This is a genomic window from Paraburkholderia sp. DHOC27, assembly GCF_003429005.1.
Classification (GTDB): domain Bacteria; phylum Pseudomonadota; class Gammaproteobacteria; order Burkholderiales; family Burkholderiaceae; genus Paraburkholderia.
The window spans coordinates 593188-613471 of sequence record NZ_QVQV01000002.1; the positions used below are offsets into that span (position 1 = coordinate 593188).

The following is a 20284-nucleotide window of genomic DNA, read 5'->3' on the forward strand; positions in this document are numbered from 1 at the left end:
GGAAACTATTTCTCGGTGCAAACCGGTATAAATATTCCTGTCCGCTCATCACACAACAAGGCACCAGCCCATCATCCCCGCCGGCCATGAACCACGACACCTACTCTCCTCTTGCACGCTCCCGCGTTGAGGTCAGCACGAACGCCATTGGCATGGCCGGTGCGTTTTCGACCTCAGCGGTAGAGTCCGCGGCAGCGTGTTCGACGTGCGCACCGGAGCCGCTCAAGCGGCTGTGCGCGGCGCTCGATGCGGCTTTCGAGCAATCCGCCGACGCCGTGGATCCATCGCAACGTGCCGCGTTCGCATCGGGCGTGCGTGCGGCGCTGGCCGAAGCCGCCGCGGATTGCGCGTGGCTGAGTGCCGCTCAACGCGAGGGGGCCACCGACACCTACCGTCGCCACCTGCTGGCAGCCGACCCGCTCGGTCGATACGCGATTGCCGCGCTGGTCTGGGCGCCGGGGCAGGCCAGCCCGATTCATGCACATCAAACGTGGTGTGGATATGTGGTGTTGGATGGCGGATTGTCGGAGACGGTCTACAGTTGGTGCGACGCGCAGAAGTGCGCCAGTGAAACGCGCACGCATCCACGGGAGCGTGGTGCGGTCTCGTTTGTACGCGCCGGGCGCGGCGGGATTCATCGGCTCGGCAATGCAAGCGACGCACTGGCCGTCTCGTTGCATATCTACGGCGTGGAAGGTGCGCAGATCGCCACGCACGTGAACGATCTGCTCGAAGATTCGCACGCGGCGGAAAACGCGCTGGTCTAAGTGGCGGTCAGGCGGTAGTAAGGGCTAGCAGTCTTGAGCCGCTGAACTCGTGGGCCCTTGTAGGCCCTTCGCCCTTCGCACCTTCAGCCGCCTCAGCCATCGCAGCTTCTTCGGCCATTTCAGCTTCTTCGGCCCTTAAGCCTCTCCGGCCCCTCTCGCATCTCCCGCCTCACCCAGCAGCGAAACGCCGCGCTCCGCTATTCCCCCCACTAACAACGTAGCCCTTCCCACCGTCACCTGCCGTCGGAATCTGTGGCGGCGTCGGTGTAGTGTCACCCGTCGCAGGCGGCGCGGGCCTCGCCGCATTCCGCTATTCCCCACTCACAACCTAGCCCTTCCCCCCGTCACCTGCCGTCGGAATCTGCGGCGGCGTCGGTGCAGTGTCACCCGTCGCAGGCGGCGCGGGCCTCGGCTCGTGCGACACATCACGCGCCCCCGCGACTTTCAGTCCGCCGGCGCGCATCGCACCCGGCTCGACATGCGCCGCGTGGTGCGGCTCGACGTGACCCCGCTGAAGCACTTCTTCGCCGGACATCACTTGACCTTCTTCGTCCTTGGCCGAGGTGTAGATCCGCATCTGCGGCACCGGGATCTCGATGCCCGCCTCGTCCATCTTGCGCTTCAGACGCAGATTGAAGGCGCGTGCCACGCTCCATTGCTGCAACGGCCGCGTCTTGATCTGCCCTTTTACGACCATCCAGTTCGGGTCGAAGCGGTCGAGTCCCCAGACCTCGATCGGGCCCAGCATCTCACGGCGGTAACGGAAATCAGCCATCAGATCTGCCCCGACCTCACGAATCAGTTGGGTGACCTGATCGACGTTGGCGGAAAATCCCATCCGTACCTCGAAGACCGCGTAGGCATAGTCGCGCGAAAGATTCTTCACGATCTTGATCTGCGAAAACGGGATGGCGTGAATGGCGCCCTGGCCGTCGCGCAGCCGCACGGTACGGATGGACAGATGCTCCACCGTGCCCGCATGGCCACCGTCCACGTCGATCCAGTCGCCCACCGAAATGGTGTCCTCGACGAGAATGAACAGGCCGGTGATCAGATCGGTGACGAGCGACTGCGCGCCAAAGCCGATCGCGAGGCCGATTACCCCCGCACCCGCGAGCAGCGGTGTGACGTTGATGCCGAGATTCGCTGCCGTCACGATGCCGGCGATCGTCACGATGGTCACCAGCAGCGCGTTGCGGATCAGCGGCAGCATGGTCCGCGCACGTGTGCTGGCATTGCGTGACTTGTTGCGCGGACCGCCAGGACTCAATGCCTCGGTGATGGCCGTGTCGACCAGGATCCACAGCAGCCACGCAATGAACAAGGTGGCGAGAATCGCCATCACCGCGTGCGCGATGCCACGCGCCGCGACGTTTTCCTCGATCACGCTCGCGAGCGACACGCCCCACAAACGCGCCGCCAGTTCCAGAAACACTAGCCAGATAAACAGCGTCACGAGCGTTCCGACAAAGCGCAGCAGCCGTGTCAGATAAGGCGAACGACGCCGCCGCCGGGGATCATGCGGACGCGTCATGCGTAGCACGATGGCCGACAGGAAGAAGGCCAGCACCAGCAACAGGGCCGTCACAACCGAAATCTGCAGCACGTTCTCGTCTGAACCGGAACCCGCGACCGTGGCAATGATCGACGCGCTCGCGAGCAGCAGCACCGGTATGTGCCACAGCGAAGCGAGCACGTCGAAAGCATCCGTCGCGGCGCGATGATCGTGACGCGGCTCGTACGCGCGATTGCGGATCAAATGCGCGATCGGGCGCCGGAACGCCAGCGCGAAATAGCCGGTGAGCACAGCGGCCGTCATGTTGGCCACAGTGGATATCAACTCCGCGAGGTTGGTGCCGATCTCGTGCGCGACGTCGTAGTTCACGGCCGCATCGCCCAACGCTCCGCACACGCCAATCACGAACAGGAGGCGCCGCGCATGTTCGAGCAGCACACGCACCGCCACGCGCCGATGGCCCGAGCCGAACAGCGAGAACATGATCAGACAGATCGCGGAAAACACAGCGCCCGCGACGATGGCGTACGTCACCACCATGCCGAGCGTGCGGCCAAGCGCGTCCGGCATGGCGCGCGCGAACATCAGCGCGGCGAGAAACGCCACGATCCACGGGCCGACGCGGCGCAACGCGAAGATCAGCAGTTCGCGTGTGGTCGGATTGGGTTTGAGGCCGTAGACCACGTTGAAGCGTGCATACAGCCTGCGCTGCACGTAGATCAAACCCCACGCGCACGCGCCCCAGCCGGCCAGCATCGAAGCCATGTCGAGCAGGATCTTGCCGAGACTCTCGTGGCCCTGGCTGGAGACGATGGTGTACAACTCGTTGCCGGCGGCATTGAAGCGGCCCGCCCAGTAACGCAGCGGCGTAACCCCTTGATGGACCCCGGATTCGAACGTGGCGATGCCCGAGGCGATCGCGCCCAGCAAGCCGGGGCTCGGTTGCGCGGGCGCGGGCGGCGCGACCGTGCGGCTGACTTCGCGCAGCTTCTTGAGTTGGGCGACGAGCGCGGTGCGTTGGCGGTCGTTGTCGAGGGTTGCGATCACACTGTCGAGCGATTGCGCGAGTTCCGCCTGGCTCGCCGGCGATGGCGCGGACGCAGCGTCAGCCGCCGACGCCGCCGAGGCAGGTGTCGCCGTGGCGCTATTGATCAGGCTCTGCAGCGCCGGAATCACGGGGGTGCCGGCCGCTTGCGCGGCGACGGGCCCGCAAGCGAGGCAGACGAATAAAGCAAGTGCCGGAGCGAGCCGCCACGCGCTCAGTGGCGCAGCGCGCGCCACGGCACGACGCGCGCCGTAGCGCTGGGCGTCTGGGCGCGAGAACTGGCAAAACAGCTGAAAAACCAGCCGTATAAGCAGCGTGGACAGTCCAAAGAGACTAACGGCGTGAGCAGCCGGGGACCCGCCTGGGAACGGCGCAGCCCCGGATTCACGCCGCGGCGGGCATGACTTCATGGCAATTCGCACCAAAACGGGAGACGCCAAGTTTAGCCGCAGTTGCCTCAAGCGGGCATCTGCATGCGTAACCGAATGTTTCGCCCCTCCCACATGGGAACTGCCTATAATGCTTGATACCCTTGCCTAGCGCGGCTTTTAGAGGCTTTGTGGTATCCCACAGTGTTACGCGTCTGTACCACGTGGGACGGGGGCGTAAGGAAAATATGGAACACCTAACTCGCAGAGACGCACGATACTACTATCGCCGCAGGGTACCTACAGCCCTTGTAGATGTCCTTGGCGGCAAGACCGAAATAACCCGTGCGCTTGGTACCTCCGACCCCGCCGAGGCCCGCCTACGCGCCCGCAAGGTGGATGTTGAAGTTGATGAAATGTTCGCGCTTGCGCGGCGCTCCCTAAGTCAACCTCAACCGGCTACACAACCCACCATAAACGCTCCGGCAACTCGCCCATCTGCCGAAGACGAGGAGTACTTCCGCCAGCGAGATGAGTATGAGGAACAGCAACACATAGCAACGAGAGAGTTGCTACACGAGCAGGAGGCGTCCTGGCTCGAAATTGAAGCTCGCCAAGCTCGCCAAGAGCGACGTCTGGAGCGACGCCAAGAGTTTTTGAACGACACAATGACCAAGATACTGTCTAGGGTCATCGGAGCCGCTCCGGCGCGTTTCCCCCAGGCTACGCCGCTCAACGATTCCCCTGTGGTTGCTGGCTACGCGCGCACAGCGACAGCACCCGGCAAGACGCTCGTAGATGCTCTCGCCACATGGCAACGCCGCCGCAACCCCACCTTGGCATCCGTCAATATGATGGAGCGCGTTATTGAACTGGCTCGTAGGTCAGGTATGCCGCTGTCACTCACGGCTATTACCAAACAACACGTAACCACGTTCCTTGATTCCCTCAACGAGCACTCCAGATCAACCCAACGGTCCTATTTGTCTCTGCTGAAAGCCCTATTCTCAGCGTGTGTGTCGGATGACCTTCTAGCGTCCAATCCGGCTACCGCTGTAAAGCTGGACGCCACGAAGCAACGCAGCGTGAAGGCGCGCGTACCGTTTTCGGTTGATGACCTAAACGCGATCTTGCCCACCCTCAGAAAAAATGACGTCAAGCCCTCCAGATATTGGCTACCCTTAGTTTCAATATTCACGGGAATGCGCATGATGGAGATTGGCCAATTACGTGCTAACGATATAAAGACCGAGCATTACACGGACGCAACCGGCAAACGGCATAGCGTTGAAGTAATCTATGCTACTGACGAGGGAGACGAGCAAGCCCTAAAGAGTCAGTCCAGCAAGAGGCGCATTCCCGTGCACCCGGAGCTAGTAACGTTGGGCTTCGTGGAATACGCACGTAGCCTCTCGAACGACGCGCGGTTATTTCCGGAACTAAAAATGAACAAGCTTGGGCGCATTACTGCTCAATACTCACATGCGTTCAGTAAGCATTTGCGCAACGTATGCAAAATCACAGACCCGCGCAAGACATTCCACAGCTTCCGACATGGGTTCAAGAATGCCCTCCGGGAGGGAGGAGTTGTTGAGGACGTGAGCGACGCGTTGACCGGCCATAGCACAGGCAGCGTAGCGCGGAGCTATGGAGATGACTACTGGCCGCTCCGGCCGCTTGCAGAGGCTATTGAACGCGTCAGGTATCACGGATTGCAACTACCTAACTAGCTTCGAAAGAGGATGCTCCGACCAATTTACAGCCGCCTGGATACGCTCCTGTAGCACGTTCCTTGAACGGGCCGGGCTAATAACACCGCCTTTATCGTCCAAAGTGGCCGGATACTCTCCGGGAATGTAGATTGACTCCCACATATCCGAGTACGACCACGCCCATATAAAGTACCTAAGCGCCGTAATTGGTGGATCGACGTTGTGACGGCCAGCGCTTCCGACCGAATAACCATTCGGCCCCTTGAGGTTTGCGTAGACCTTTTTACCGTCAGCGCTCTTGCGGTGGAACACCTCCACACGGAACGCCTTACCCAGGAGTTGGGCCATATGCGTGAACTGTCCGCCATGCGCTTGATTCATCATCGTAAAGAGCTTGAAGAAATTGGCGCGGTCACTAAAACTCAGCGTCTCTTGTACGGTGACCCGGTGCGGAATCAACGTACCGTCATCCATCTTTCGCGGTTGGTGGTTCGGTCCCGACAGTTCAAAGATGAGATCAACCTTGTCACGGAGAACCATCTTTTGTTGCATGTTCTCCTCCTCATGCTTACCAAGCTCAAAGTACCCAACGAGGCGCGCGTAAGCTTCTCCAATCCCGGGAGGCACATACGTTGATTGACCAACATAGACCGTGACGGGTAGATGGCTGAGCTTGTGTAGACGGGGCCAATAATCCTTATCCATTGCGCTACCTCTCAGTCAAGTTACCGACTAAGTGTAAGGACCCGTTGCGTATAACTCAACAGTTTGAATCGGAGTACATACTAGGTGTCACTCGGCTCGTAAAAGTATTGACAAAGGTCATGCTTAAAAAATAGGCAACGAAGCGTACACAAACTTATACACACCCTGCAAACCCGCGCCAGGGCTTGACCATTTTTTAGGCAACGAAGCCGAACAGCCCGCAAACCCTTGTCGCGCCTAGGTCCCCTTATAGCTCCCGTAGCAGAACCATATAAACTCATAGGTAAAGACTGGTTACCCCTCGTAGACGGCTATCCATAAGACCAAGAGGCTTGCGCCAGCGGGCCGGTTTGGTCGCATGGCGGTACGCGTTAGCGGACCGATCTAATAAGGAATACTATCTTGTGAACAGCTATCAATATCCATAAGCACGTACCGAGGATCAAGACTCATCGTAGAAACGTGTTTGATTACATTACCTATGTGCCTTGCTCGCTTAGCTTTCGCTAGCTCGCTTGTCAGTAGACCACGAGCATACACATGAATACTCTCATAGAGACTGTCAGACATACCAAATGGGATACTATCTTTATCACCATCATGGCTTTCTATCTTAGAGATAATTTCTAGTTCTTTACAGGTTATCTCATTATTCTCGGCAAAGTCTATCTTGTTACTGGCGACATAACTACTACACATCTTGACCACAAGATACGGTTTAACGTCAAACTCTCGGATAGCCTGACCTAACGAGATGTTATGGAATCTTGCTCTAGCTCGAATCTGTTTATCCTTAGTTAGATCATAGTCTCCGTAACCTAGGGCTTTGCTCGCTGTCGCTCGCTGCCCTGGTCTACGTCTAGCGCGTCCGGTCATGTGACGGTACAGCGATTCTTTACAAGCCTATATGGTCTATCTCTCATTCTCGTATGTGGTCTACATTCATAAAACCAGTCCGCTATTTCCTTAGCAGATTTCCTACTAGCGAAAACCTGTGTACTGAGCATTGCACTACTGCACCGAATTTTCCATCCTGTTAGATTCGTTATTTTCATCTGTAACGTGTCTCAGTTTTACTAATAGAGTGCCTACCAACTTCCGTCCAGTGGCATACCATCTGGTCCGAACGCTCGCCTAACTTTGTGTCCCAAGTCATTTGCAGTCTTAACCTTATGACAATCGACACAGAGGTATTGCAAGTTGATCGGATCATCCGTACCACCGTTATCAATCGCTTTGATGTGGTCTACCTGACCTGAGGTTGTGGCGATGCCGCACTTGGCACAACAATAGCAAGCCGCTTCTTTTACCTTTAGGTTGCGCGATTGCAAGGCTCTACCAGTAAGGCGTAAATGTGCGTTGCCGCTAGTTCTACTGCGTGTAGTTCTCAATAGTTACCTCAATAGTGAACGGTTGGGGCCGCGGGAGTTCTACAGACGGCGCACCCGCGCCTTTTGGGGCGGGGTGGTGCAATTGTGGAGTTCAACAGCGTGGAATCCGACAGGTTCCCTTTGAAACAACGCTAAGTCCAAATATTTACCCGAAAACGCACCTTAGCTCTTAATCCCGGTCAGTTACGGCTAGTCCTCAGCGTTGTGGGCGCGCACGTGAGGCTAGAAGCCTCTGGGAGGCCCTCAGGCTACCTATCCATTGCCTCAGGTCCGCCAACGGCTCCTTGGTACAAACCGAGTGGCAAATTGAACGCACTGGTAACCCATAAACCCCGCCGGTTCTTCACCATACCGGCCCGTGTCATCTCATCAGGGGTCTTGCAACGCCTGTTGGCGGGTTCATAGGTCCCGTCGTCCCTGCGCTCACCAAAGCTCCCCGTGCGGTGCACCTCAAACCCCCGTGAGGAGCGGAAACGCTCCCCACAGGACGGACACACATTGTTATCGTTAGATTGTCGCAACGTTATTGCCCTGGTCAGTAACCGCGAATACCTTTAGCTGGTTCAGCAAACCCTCAATAGCCTCAAGCTCTAACTCTCGGGCCGTTACAGGGTCCATCTTGGCTAGCTTCTGGATAGACCTATTAACATCATATGCAGCAATACTAGCCTTACGCATAGCTTCGCCCAACTCAAACAACTTACTCGCTTTTTTCATAGTAGTCCTATTTTATTTGTCGATATTTTTACTGATAAACCTAGCCAATCAAACGCTTAAATTACGGAGCCGCTTGCACAGTAGCGACCGCTGATTGGTACGCGGCAAGCGCCGTAGCTAGCTCCGTCTCCGCTGCGGCAAGTTGGGTTTGCAGAGTTGGAATGTACGCGGTCGCAGCCGCCGCGATAGCGGCGCTAAAACGTTGCGCAGGGCCTTGAAGCTCACCAATCTGATACTGCAGGGTCTGAAATTCGCTCTGAGCCGCTTGCAAAATGGCAAGAGCCGCAAGCACGGAAGCATTCTGGCCGGTTGGATTGGGGCCGCTGTACCACTGCATAGGTGTCGTAGTGTTGCTCATAGTGTTCCTTAGATATTGAATGAGTAAGTTAAATGACTAAATCTGTCCGTAGCGCTGTTGATAGGCGTAGCCGCCCTGACCGCGCATTTTTTGATCCATGCGTTTATCAACAAGAGCCTGGAACACGGGGAGCAACTCCTTAGCGTCCTGTGCGTTTAGGCCACTACGCCCGCTACCGTCTAAGTGAAAGTGCAGGTCACCACCGGACCCCGCGCTACCTCCAGCGGAGCTATCTGCCGTACCAACGTAGCCGCCGGTTGCGAAGTGGGCCGCTTGTCCCGTGTTGATGCTTTCCAGCAAACCGCGAAACTTAGACGTAGACGCAGCATTGACAACAAACTCACCGTTTGAGAGCATGGCCGGGATACTGTCACTCGTAGCGGAACCAGCACCCATAACGTGGCCACCGTCCGCAAAGTGCATTGCGCCGGTACCTACACCACCTAGAGAGCCGGAGAGGCTCGTCCCTAGTGCGCTAAAAATTTGCGTCATAGCCATACGCTCAGCAATTTGCGCAAGGTTCATCAAGATACTTGACGTGAACTGAGCAAAGTTGAACTTACCCGTTTCAACGAATCGAGCCAGGGCGGAGTTAGCCGTGTCATAGACAGAGGTAAACGCCTCACCTACCGCTTGCGCGCCGGTCTTTTGTTGCGCTGAGATAGTGTTGGTTGCAAGTTGCACCTGTGCGCTATAGCTGTTGCGCAACTCTTGTTCGCGCTGTAGGTGTTGCTCCAACAGTTCCTCTTGCTGGTTGTAACTTTGTGACAGAACTTGCAACCGCTCTTGATAGCTATCTTGGTCTAGCTTTCCGCCAGCGAACTCCTTCTTTAGAGAATCCATCTGTCGTAGATACGCCTCGTATTGCTTGAGGCGCTCGCCGTAGTCACTCTGTTGCTGGTGGGGCATCAAACTGACAAGGTCTTGGTCCCGGTAAGATTGCATTTGTTGCCGGGTTGCCTCCGTCTGCTGCTCCAAGTATTCCCGGTTGGCCTCAGTCCGCTTTTGCCACTCTTTACCCAGGTCGTCACTAAACTTGGTCTCAGCCTGGAGACGCTCCGAATTGAGGCGGTCAAGCTCTTGTTGCGCCGTCTGTTGTGCAGCTAGGTTTTTCTTTTGCTTGGCAAGCTCAAGACGTTTCTCTTGTACTGCAACCTCTTTGTTGTAGTAGTCCTCCGTGGCTGCGATTGATTGGACGTAGTAATTCTTATAGTCAATCAATCCTTTATCAAGGTCGGACTTGAGGCCGTCAAGGGTCTCCTTGCGGGACTCATCCAAGCTCTTGATTTGGGTGTTAAGCTCAGCAATCTGGCTATTAAGCCCGCTCTCGTCCGCCTTGGGAGCTTTCTCACTCTTGGCGTAATGGATTTGCTTGTTACCCGTTGGGCCAATTTGCGGAGTAGGGACGCTATTTAGGTCTGACCATAGCTTTTTAGTGAACTCAACGTAGCCGTTGCCCTCCGCTTTTAGCCGGTCGTAGCCCGCCTTTGCGTCCGTTGCCATGTCGCCAAACTTGGCGTCCCAAAAGTCCTTAGCCTCAGCACCTAGCGTACCGATAACCGTAGCCATTTGCTCAATGCCAACCACCACGGTAGACGCCGCTGTAGCAACCACACGAAACGTTCCGAGGACGCCCGCGTAAAAGTCGTCAACAATCGGACCCATAGCCGCGTTATCGGAGAACGCACCCGTTACCGCCTCAATAGCGGGGATGAGTTGCGCCTTAGCATGCATGGTCATCTCATCCCAACGAGCGGACGCGGCCTGTGTATTGTCTTTGAGTGCCGCAAGCTGTTTAATCGTACCGTCCGAGAGCACGCCACCGAGGCGGTTAGCCTCCTCAGCGTATCCGAAGATACCGGAGCGCCCCTTATCGAGCAAGGGGATTAGTTTCTCTCCGGCTGCACCGAACAATTCTTGAGCAACCGCAGCCTTAGCCGCGCTATCCTGGGACTGTTGGAACGCGTCAGCCACCTCAAGGAGCATGTCATGGGGAGACTGAGACTTAACCTGTTGTAGGCTGATGCCGAGAGCCTGGAACGCATTAATCGCGCTCTTGTTGCCCTCTGAGGCTTTGTTCTGAGCCTCACCAAGGGCCACGATAGCTTGCGTCGCCTCCTTACTATCCGCACCCACGGACATAGCCGCGTAAGACCATTCCTGAATCTCTTTTGTGGATTCGCCTGTGCGCTGTGATAGTTGCTGTACGTTCTCAGCGTAGTTCTCAAGCTCTACAGCCGCCTTGTGCACTGCCTCAACGGAGATACCCGCCACAGCAGCCACAGCACCGATACCGAGCACCAACGGATTGAACAACATACCCATTGCGCCGGAGCGATTAGCCAGCACCGTAAGCGAACCAAAGAAACGCTTAAAGTTGCCCTGTGACAACTCGTGACCGAGGACGAGCAACTCTCGTTGCGCGCCAGCGTTAGCCAGTGAAAAACTATGCGTACTCTTTGTGGCGTCCTCAATGTCCTTTACGTAGGACTTCATTGAGTTAGAGATACCGAGGCTCTCCGCGCGCAGCCCTGCTAGCTCCGCTTGGGTTTTACCCGCAGTAGCCGCCATGCGGTCCATTTGCATAACCGCTTTTGCAATCTGCGCAACTTGCCTTGCCGTACTAGCGCCGGACTCCTCTAGCGCCTCTTGGAAGTTGTCCAGGACCGCTTTAGCGCGCCCCGTACTGGCTGCGTATGCGGAGATGCGCTGACTAGCGCTGTCTACCGCAGCAGTAAAGCCGGAGGAGTCGGCTGTAAACTTGGTGTTGACTTCGTTATTGCTTGCCAATTACGGGCGTCTCCTTATGCTGGTCAATATGCGCCGTAGAACAAGATACCTTCTACGTAAGTGTTAAATGTGGTCCCGTTTTGAGCCGGGTATGTCCAACTAAGTACGTCACCGTTGACGCTAAACACAGGATCAATGACCCCATGATTCAGATAGCCCTCTCCCGCGCTCTTGTCTCCCTGGAAACAAACAAAGCAACCTTGAGATAGGCGCGAGTCCGTAACACTTCCTGGGCTTCCTCCGAACACCTGAGCGGACCCGATAATCCGGAGGACACGGTACGTTGCGTCCAAAATGGTGTTGCCGTTTTGGTCAAATATTTGGAGACCCCCGCTCATTGAACCTCCATCGGGTAGTAACTCAACACCATCTCACCAATGGCTTGCTTTGGAATTCCGTAGCGGGCCGCTGTAATCACAAGTCCCGCGTACAACTCGGGTGGCATCTCCACGGACAGAACACAGATCATGTCGTCACCGGCCACCTCAAAACAAGGTTTGCGCTCGCGCGTTAGGAGGGACGCAAGGCGCTTGAACTCGTTATATTGTGTCTCGCCTGTCTCGTCACGGAGTTGGCGCAATCTCAGTTTCGCGGAGAGACTAGTACTAAACCGGTATTTCACAGAGGACCACCCTCGGTCAGGGATCGCATGAGTTGATTAAGCTCAGTCTGGGCAGCGTCAGCAGCCTCTACACGCTGCAATTCAATTTGCAAGCGGCGGCGCTCTGCGTTGTGTGTGCTATGGCGACTCCGGGTCAACTCTGCAGTAGAAAGATCACTACGGGCGACCGCGTTTGTGTAAGCCTGGTATGACTCGTTCTGCGCCACCGTAATTGCAGCAATGGATTTCCGGAGCTTGTCTTTAGCGGATAGCCCTCTACCCGTTTCAATGATTGCGTTGAGTCGTACTTTTTCTTGGTCAATTGCTGCGAGAGCATCAGCGAGCGCTGGGAGTGCTTTGGGCTGACGATGCCGGTCACTAGCAAAATAGACCTGGATTTTCGCCCCCGTGGGGAGCGGCTCAGGGGTACGTGGTTTAAAGATTTTCACTTTGGATTCCTTACTATAGATAGGATATTGAGGCCGATTTCGCGTAACCGCTTAACCGAGTGTCACGAGTTGAGTTTGATGCAACGGCAATACATCCGCATATTTGGTGATACGCATAGCAATTTGCCCGGTTTGGAATGTAAATACAGGAGGTGTCGCGCTACCGTTCGGCTCGGTATCAGGTACAACCGTGGCCTCATCGGCCCGCATAACTTCCTCAAATCCATCATAGACGGCTGTGCGTTGGGTATCCACCAACAGCAACTTACCTTGGGGCACTGCAAGTGACGCCAGGGCGGGCAACTTCATAAATTCACCTCCGCGCGTGCCAACGTCTTGCTCAGCGGCGGAGCGCAAACTAGCAAGCGTCGCAGGTGCACCAATCCATACAGCCGTTCGCGGATCGGCCTCAAACGCGTTAAGCGCAGCTTGGGCGGTCGTAGCCGCCGCAGCGTTAGCGGTGAGCGTCGCGTAAGCGTAAGCATCCGTAGCAAGGTTGGTCGCAAACTCAAGCTGTTGTTGCATGTACGAAACCACGTTCTCACTATCACCTTGCATAGCCAGCATTTCTCGGCTGAACAGCAGGATCAAACCGAACTTACGATTGTCCGTCAGGCTAAACTCAATGTTGGGTGCCGCCGCCGGGTAGCCCGAACCCTCTGTAATTTCGCTCGCTTGCAAGAGTTGCGATTGAGTGAGAATGCGGATGTTAGGCTTGGGCTGCATTGCACCAAATTGAGTCAACGCGGTTACAAGAGGCGTGGTAGCGGGAGGCAACACAATGCCAGCTTGTTGAACAGGATAGTAGAGTGAGCCTGTATTCGCACTTGTCAATGTGCTAGGCAAGACCGCTGTCTTGTTCGTGATGCCAAGCCCCTTAAGCCGCTCGGTTTCGGCGCTTTTCACTTGCTCACGGCCCATCTCAGCAATGCGAGCGACCTGCTCCGGCTTCATTGTAGTTGCGCTGCGCTGCGCCATGTTTTTGATCGTCACGAAGCTACCACCGAATTTCTCAGTTACCTTATCTTCGGACATATCCATAGCCAATGCAAGGCGAATCTGATCCGTAACACTCAGATTCTTCAGAATGTGCTCGCTAGTTTTTTGTTCGTCGAAGTAATGCATAGTTATCCTTATTGAATGTTATAAAGTTGACCGATTATCTATCGGCTAGGCCAGTGGTCAGCGTCGGCCCGCCTACGTCTTATGATTCAATCCCGCTTTATATCGGTAAGGAACTGGATATGTTCACTGTCCATCGGGTGCGGCTTGGGGCACTCCTTGAAGCGAAACGCGTACGTAAGCCCGTCAATCTCCACGTGGTAGATATCAGGCTTCTCCGTGGGTCGCCGCTTACGTCGCAGCCATTTGTAAAGGCGCTTCATCGTACGAGCTTACTCGTGGTTTTCGCCGCCGTGAGGTGTTCGGCGTATTCGCGGAGAATGGATGAGACTGTACAACCCTGCTCTACCGCCAAAAAACGCATGGCTTTATACGTGGGTTCGTCTACGGCAACCGAGATTGTTTTGACGGCTTGGAGGCCGCTCGCTGTCTCAATCGGACGCATGGTTTCCTTTATCGAAGTTATCTGTTGAAAAACTAGCACCGCTCTATGGCATGGCGGCGGTGTGGTTGGGTTCGCTTCTTTCTACGTATGCTGACCAACATGTGGAGGGTGGTCAGGAGCGCATCCTCTCTCTACGTATATGCACCAACATTTTGAGAGTGGGGTTTTCGCCTTATCTCTAGGTATGCTGACCAACAATTTCCGGCGGCAACAGACGAGAAAAAGCCCGTGGGTCTTTCGACCAACACGGGCGTCTTGTGGGCTGTGTCGGATTATTGGAACAGGTTGCCTACCCCAACCCCTACCCTCGTCCCCATCGGCAACACACGAGCGATAAGCTTGGCCGCTTGCTCGTGATCGTCAGCACAGTGACGGGCCAACACCTTGACTTGCGCCACGTTCCGGCTTTGCTTCGTGGACACGCGGGTTACTCGGAATCCATAGTGAGTCAAGGCTCCGATTACTTGCCGGTGTGCTGTGTGGCTGTTGGTGCCGGGAATGTCGATGTATAGCGTTTTGTACATTTGGTCCGCCTCGTTGCGATATCTCAATGTAGCCGTGTGCGGCCAGTGACCGTCCCCCGATCACGCCAGCGTTTGGGCATCTGTTCGCGAACTCGTGTGCTCCGCGAGTAGTCACATATTAAACGTAACCTTGACTATGTTTATTAGCGAAGTCAGACAGAAAAGTTATGAATTTATTCATCGTCATAACTATGAAAATTAGCGATCAAACGCTACAATCCCGCCAGCACTACAACGGAGGGAGGTAACTATGCCGAGAGGTAGGCCGGAGAAAGCCCCTGCTAGGTCGCTCAACGTTCGGGTTGAGGTATCGGACCTGGACAAGCTAGCGCTCCTACAGACGATCACAGGAACGTCTACGGCGGAGGTAGTACGCTCCGCTCTCAAGGAGTACATCAAAACGAATGAGGGTAGGCTACGAGAGGCCGGGGAAAAGCTAGCGAAGGGTGAATTTTGGACGGGCGATACACCCCGAACGTAGTCCGTGGGAGGAACGTGTGGTACAGTCACTTGTACGGACCACACGCCCGTAAGTGTTTGATTTTATTGATAGTTACCTAACCGAATGTTAGGACACTTGCGCGTCTTCCCGGATGATGCCGCCCGCGTGCGGCGATGTTTTCCTTGCGATCCGCTTCTACGCCCTCCGCTTCTCTATCCTCGCTTCTCTATCCTCAATAGGCCGCCGTGGCGATCTTGCGGATAAAGCGGCCCTGCTCCAGTTCGTCGACGAACGCGATGGCGTAATCTTCCGCGGAAATGCGGCTGTTGCCTTGCGCGTCGGCGATCAGCGTATCCGCGCCGGTACGGAAGCTGCCCGTGCGCTCGCCCGGCGCGATCATGGCTGCGGGCGCGAAAAAGGTCCAGTCGAGATCGTCGACGGTGCGGTAGAAGGCAAAGGTATCGCGCGCTGCCAGTGCAATCGCCTTGTAGATCTCGGGAAAGCCTTCGGCGTCCACGAGCTGTTTGCCAGGCGCGACTTCCAGCGAGCCCGCGCCGCCCACCACCACCAGCCGCTTCACGCCCGCCGCGCGAACCCCTTCCACCAGCGCGCGATTCGCTTGCACAATGACGCCGGCGTCGTCACGGGGCGGCGCATACGCACTCGCCACCACGTCGTGCCCGCGTGCGGCCCCGGCGACACTGGCTGGGTCAAGCATATCCGCCTGTGCAGCCCGCAGATTTGCGACGCCGCCCGGCACGCGCGCCGGATCGCGTGCGAGCGCCGTCACCTGATGGCCACGGCGCGTCGCTTCGGCGGCAATCCGCGAACCGATCATGCCGGTCGCGCCAAAAAGTGCAATCTTCAATGCTTTGCTCATTCGATGCTCCTGTAGTTGGCTTATATGTAATCATTGTAGTTACATATACTGCCGAAAAAAGAGGGGCAAGCCCCCGGTGTGATACTCATGTACTACGTCTTGATCAGGCTACGAAGCCTCGTTTTTCCAACAGCGAACACGCCGCGCGTTGCTGTTTCGTCCTGCGGCCCATCCCTGCACGCTATGCCGTGGAGCGTCGCTTACGCTCACGCGCCCGCTCGGCCTTGACGACATCCGCGCTCGCGTCAGCCAGCGTACGCGCCGCCAGCGACGCCTCCATCGCCTGCTGCGCTTCATCAATGATGCCGCGCAACACCACCTGAATATTGCGGCCCACCATGCACGCCGGGTTCGGCTCTTCGCGATGCATGGCGAAGAGCTGCGCATCGTCGACCGCGCGATAAATTTCAAGCAGCGTGATTTCCTGCGCCGGACGGGCCAGCAACGCGCCACCACCCGCGCCGAGCTGCGAGCTGGTGAGCCCCGCCTCGGCGAGCATGCTCAGGAGGCGCCGGATCAGCGCCGGATTCGTGTTGACGCTGCCCGCAATCATCTCCGAGGAGAGCGGCACCCCCTGCTGCAACGACAGCAGCGCGAGCACATGCACCGCAAAGGCAAAACGGCTACTCGTATTCACAACGTATCTGCCCCGCCACAATATGTAACCACTGTAATTACATTTAGACGCTGTGTCAAACCCTGTGTCAAACCCTGTGTCAAACCCGGTATCAAACCGCGCGTGACGTCTGGTTGATACCGGCTGCACGCACAGCACGCCATCCGGTGCGTGAGCGCACTCACTTGTCCATCTGCTTTTGCGCGTCGCTGCTGTCGCTATCGCTGGATGCAGCCGTAGCGGAAGCCGCCGTGGTGTCGTTCGACCACTGCTGCAGTTTGCGCCCGGCGTTCTCCAGACCGGCGCCGGTCATCGAGGCCGCTTTGGCAAGCCCGGCGTCGGTCGCGCTGGCGGCGCCTTGCAGATTGGCCTGCGCGGTCGAGGCGAGCGCGGAGGGATCGATGGTGATGGTGGGCGCGGAGCCGGCCGATTCGATGTTCTGCTTGGCCGTATCGACCTGCTGTCCGACGTAGCTCGCCGCCTGATCGAGCGACTGCGCCGCCTGTTGTGTCGCGCTATCCACCTTGCCGGCAATCTGCCCGGCGGACGCGTCGTTTTTCTGGCACGCCGCGAGCGCGCCCAGCATGGCAACCGCAAAGGCCGCACGGCGGACCACGGGGTGACGGGTGAAACGGTGAGTCGATGATTTCATTGTGTTCTGTGCGCCGCAGCATGCGGCTTCTTCATACGAGACGCGCTAATGATACGCCCTGGCGCGTGGCGCTCACGTGATGCGCCTCGTGCTTTCTTCTTTGCGCCTGCATGTCGACGCTTCGCCACTTCGACGCGTGCGTCGCGTTACTGTCAAACACGTTGGAGTAGACTCCCCGAGGATTCCCTGTGTTCCACCATTCGACTGGAGGCATGCAATGGCAGCAAAGAAGATCCTCTTCCTCACCGGCGATTTCGCCGAGGATTACGAAACAATGGTGCCGTTCCAGGCACTGCAGGCCGTGGGCCACGAAGTCGATGCCGTGTGTCCGGGCAAGTCGGCCGGCGAGCGCATCAAGACCGCCATCCACGATTTCGAAGGCGACCAGACCTATACCGAGAAACCTGGCCATCAGTTCACGCTGAACGCCTCCTTCGACGACGCCGTGCCCACTCATTACGACGCACTGGCCATCGCGGGCGGCCGTGCGCCTGAATATCTGCGGCTCAATCCGAAGGTGATCGAGATCGTTCGTCAGTTCGCGGAACAGCACAAGCCGATCGCTGCGATCTGCCACGCAGCGCAACTGCTCGCGGCCGCCGACGTGATCCGCGGCAAGCGCATCTCGGCCTATCCGGCCTGCGCCCCGGAAGTGAAGCTCGCCGGCGGCGAATTCGCCGACATCCCGGTCGATGCCGCCATCACTGACGCAAACTTCGTCACCGCACCTGCATGGCCGGCACATCCGGAATGGCTGCGGCAGTTCCTGGTGCTGCTCGGCACACGTATCGAACTCTGACGGCAGGCAATGCGTCGCGGCTTGGCCAACGCAAACCGCGGTTGAAGAAAACACAGCACGCGCAGACGGTCTTAAGCGGCCATCTGCGCGTGTTGTCATTTGGCGCCGTCCACGCATAGCACGCATAGCGCACCGCTCGCCTTCACCGTTTGGCAATGTATTTGAGACTCGTCTGATGGGCCGAAGAGAGAGGCTTTCCTATAGTCGCAGGTTGACTTGGGAGCCTTTTTCGATGGAACTGACAGACTGGATCGTCATTCTTGCAATCGTCCTCATGGCGATCGCCTTCTTTTGCAGCCGCACGCCGGCTGGCTGGTCGCTGGAAAATCGCGCGCGCCGCTTCACGGGTGCACGTCTGCTGGTGCAGGCGGCCCTCGCGCTGTGGGGTGCGGTGCTGATGCTGGTGCGCGGACTGTTCGTGCTGGATGGTCTGCTCGGCATGCGCCTCGCGCCGCACACCATCCTGCTCGGGGTCGCGGTGCTGACCGTATGCGGCTTCTATTGGTCGATTCGCGGCAGCAAGCTGCTGAAACCCCGCCGCCTCTTCACCGCGTACTGACTGCGCGCTCCAACTACCGCGTAGTGACGCCGGGCAACGCCGGCGCGCCGGCGATCCGCGCGCCGGCTTCGCGACGTGGCGTGCGCGAATCTGCTTCGGGCAACGAAACATAAAACGTCGTGCCCGCGCCCTCCTCCGATTCCGCCCAGACGCGGCCACCATGCCGCTCCACCACCCGCCGCACCAGCGCGAGGCCAATGCCCTCGCCGGCAACCACGTTGCCGTGCAGGCGCTGAAACGCGCTGAACAGGCGCGGCAAGGCGATCGCCGGAATCCCCAGGCCGTTGTCCTTCACGTAGAAGATGCGCAGCGACTGCACGCCGGGTGGCGCAGGTGTCGTGCCGATTTCGATGCGCCCTTCGCGCTGCGGGTCGAGATAGTTGACCGCATTGCCGATCAGATTGGCGAACACCTGCTCGAGTGCGGTCGGGTCGCCCCACACCGACGGCAGATCGCGCACCACGACGCGCGCATGGCGTTCGCGGATCGACGCCTGCATCGCGTCGATCACCCGCTGCACGATATCGCGCACCTGGACCTGCTGACGCCGATATTCGACGTGTCCCACACGCGAGAGCCGCAACAGCGCGTCGATGATATGCGACGCCCGCAGCACGGCCGTCTGCAGGTAATGCAGCGCCTCGCCGATATCTTCGTCCACCACCCGCTCGATATGCTGACGCCCCGCCGGTGCCAGCGACGACTCGCGCACCGCCAGCCGCAGGTCGTCGCACGCGTGAATCAGCTCCTTCGAGAAACCTTGCAGATTGACGAGCGGCGCGCGCAGATCGTGCGACACGCTGTAAACGAACATTTCGTTTTCCTGAGTCTGCTGCCGCAAGGTCTCGTTGATGCGCGCAAGCTCGTCGGCGCGGCGCGCGAGGTCCGCATGAAAACGCGCCTGAATGCGCTCGGCTTCCAGCAGACGCCGGCTGGTTTCGTGCAAGGTCGAATCGAGCTGGGCGATTTCGTCGGAACCGGAATGAATGGGCGCGAGCGGTTCGTTGCTGGCGAGCCGCCGGGCATTGTCGGACAGCACCGCAAGGCGCCCGCGCACGCCGCGCGTAAAGAGCCACACGGCCAGTGCGACGAACACCAGTGAGCCAAGCAGCGCGGCGACCGTCAACATCTGCTGCTGATCGCGCGCGGCCTCGGCGGCGCTCGAACGCTGCGCGTCGAGACTGCGCTCCTCGGCCTGAAATGCAGCCACCTCGGCGCGGAAGTGATCGAGCACGTCAGCGCCCGCCAGTTCATTGAAGCGCGCGACGACGTCGCGCCGCCGCCCTGCCCGAAGCAAGTCCTGCACACGGTCCGACCACTGCCGGTAAGCCTGCACGGACTCGCGAATCTGCGCGGCGTGTTCGACCTGGGACGGGTTGTCCGCGACGAGTTCGGCCAGTTCGTCGATGCGCCGATCGACGTCCATCCACAGCGACACGGGCGTGGTGACACTGCTGTGGGCGTTGAGCACGGCGCCGCGCAGGCGCACTGAGTCCAGCAGAACCGGCTCGAGAATGGCCGTGCTAAGACGCAGCACGTCCTCGCTGTGCACCGCCCAGCGTTCAGCCTGCTCCGTATCCACCTGCGCCTTCACGAGCGCCGACAGAAGCGCCAGTTCGAACACCGCCGGAATCGCAATCAGCAACAGCCCTTTGGTCGTGAGTCTCATGTAGGCGTAGGAGTTCGGGAGCCGCGTTGGCGGGCGGGGACCGCCGCGCTGGGACGGCACATTATGTCGACCTTTAGCGTGGATGACAAAGCCGAGGATGCGCGCGCACCGTAGCACTCTGGCGTTGCGCCCTTGTTCTGCGTGCTGGCCGTGCCTC

General features: G+C 58.0%; 15 protein-coding genes. 4 read left to right on the forward strand and 11 right to left on the reverse strand.

Translation table 11 applies throughout. The features are described from left to right. Nucleotides 1-86: 86 nt before the first annotated feature. The gene (locus D0B32_RS10890) at nt 87-767 is read left to right on the forward strand and encodes a cysteine dioxygenase family protein (RefSeq protein WP_259294954.1); all 681 of its coding nucleotides are present in this window, start codon (nt 87-89) and stop codon (nt 765-767) included. Between the two features lie 328 nt (nt 768-1095). Here the strand turns inward: D0B32_RS10890 and D0B32_RS10895 are convergent, their stop codons facing one another. Further along, nucleotides 1096-3738 carry a mechanosensitive ion channel family protein gene (locus tag D0B32_RS10895; protein ID WP_117333948.1) on the reverse strand — a complete coding sequence of 881 codons (2643 nt, stop codon included), beginning with the start codon at nt 3736-3738 and terminating at the stop codon, nt 1096-1098. 206 nt (nt 3739-3944) lie between these two features. Here D0B32_RS10895 and D0B32_RS10900 point away from each other — a divergent pair, with 206 nt between their 5' ends. Then, nucleotides 3945-5426 (forward strand): site-specific integrase, encoded by a 1482-nt coding sequence (locus D0B32_RS10900; protein ID WP_117333949.1) that lies wholly within the window; start codon nt 3945-3947, stop codon nt 5424-5426. Here the strand turns inward: D0B32_RS10900 and D0B32_RS10905 are convergent. The 9 genes from D0B32_RS10905 to D0B32_RS10975 form a co-directional block, all read right to left on the reverse strand. Beyond that, nucleotides 5415-6113, reverse strand: coding sequence for a hypothetical protein (locus D0B32_RS10905; protein ID WP_117333950.1), 699 nt, complete (start codon nt 6111-6113; stop codon nt 5415-5417). The two genes, D0B32_RS10900 and D0B32_RS10905, sit on opposite strands and share 12 nt — an antisense overlap. A 1088-nt stretch (nt 6114-7201) precedes the next feature. Then, nucleotides 7202-7504 carry an HNH endonuclease gene (locus D0B32_RS10910; RefSeq protein ID WP_117333951.1) on the reverse strand — a complete coding sequence of 101 codons (303 nt, stop codon included), beginning with the start codon at nt 7502-7504 and terminating at the stop codon, nt 7202-7204. Nucleotides 7505-8282: 778 nt separating this feature from the next. Then, entirely contained in the window at nt 8283-8579 is a 297-nt protein-coding gene (locus D0B32_RS10920) for a hypothetical protein (RefSeq protein WP_147329514.1), read from the reverse strand. A 36-nt stretch (nt 8580-8615) separates the two neighbouring features. After that, nucleotides 8616-11369 carry a phage tail tape measure C-terminal domain-containing protein gene (locus D0B32_RS10925; protein ID WP_117333954.1) on the reverse strand — a complete coding sequence of 918 codons (2754 nt, stop codon included), beginning with the start codon at nt 11367-11369 and terminating at the stop codon, nt 8616-8618. A gap of 618 nt (nt 11370-11987) precedes the next feature. Further along, nucleotides 11988-12419: a hypothetical protein gene (locus D0B32_RS10940; RefSeq protein ID WP_117333957.1), complete on the reverse strand. Its 432-nt coding sequence runs from the start codon at nt 12417-12419 to the stop codon at nt 11988-11990. 51 nt (nt 12420-12470) lie between these two features. Beyond that, on the reverse strand, nt 12471-13544 hold the full coding sequence (locus D0B32_RS10945) for a hypothetical protein (RefSeq protein ID WP_117333958.1): 1074 nt from the start codon (nt 13542-13544) through the stop codon (nt 12471-12473). A 1640-nt stretch (nt 13545-15184) separates the two neighbouring features. Further along, entirely contained in the window at nt 15185-15832 is a 648-nt protein-coding gene (locus D0B32_RS10965) for an NAD(P)-dependent oxidoreductase (protein ID WP_117333962.1), read from the reverse strand. 181 nt (nt 15833-16013) lie between these two features. Beyond that, nucleotides 16014-16469 carry an Rrf2 family transcriptional regulator gene (locus tag D0B32_RS10970; RefSeq protein ID WP_117333963.1) on the reverse strand — a complete coding sequence of 152 codons (456 nt, stop codon included), beginning with the start codon at nt 16467-16469 and terminating at the stop codon, nt 16014-16016. Nucleotides 16470-16629: 160 nt separating this feature from the next. After that, nucleotides 16630-17100, reverse strand: coding sequence for a hypothetical protein (locus tag D0B32_RS10975; RefSeq protein ID WP_117333964.1), 471 nt, complete (start codon nt 17098-17100; stop codon nt 16630-16632). 217 nt (nt 17101-17317) lie between these two features. Between D0B32_RS10975 and D0B32_RS10980 the strand changes: the two genes are divergently transcribed. Both D0B32_RS10980 and D0B32_RS10985 read left to right on the forward strand, forming a co-directional pair. Then, complete coding sequence (locus tag D0B32_RS10980; RefSeq protein ID WP_117333965.1) at nt 17318-17899, forward strand: DJ-1/PfpI family protein; 582 nt, start codon at nt 17318-17320, stop codon at nt 17897-17899. Nucleotides 17900-18131: 232 nt separating this feature from the next. After that, the gene (locus D0B32_RS10985; RefSeq protein ID WP_117333966.1) at nt 18132-18458 is read left to right on the forward strand and encodes a hypothetical protein; all 327 of its coding nucleotides are present in this window, start codon (nt 18132-18134) and stop codon (nt 18456-18458) included. 13 nt (nt 18459-18471) lie between these two features. Here the strand turns inward: D0B32_RS10985 and D0B32_RS10990 are convergent, their stop codons facing one another. Continuing rightward, on the reverse strand, nt 18472-20127 hold the full coding sequence (locus D0B32_RS10990; RefSeq protein WP_117333967.1) for an ATP-binding protein: 1656 nt from the start codon (nt 20125-20127) through the stop codon (nt 18472-18474). Nucleotides 20128-20284 lie beyond the last annotated feature (157 nt).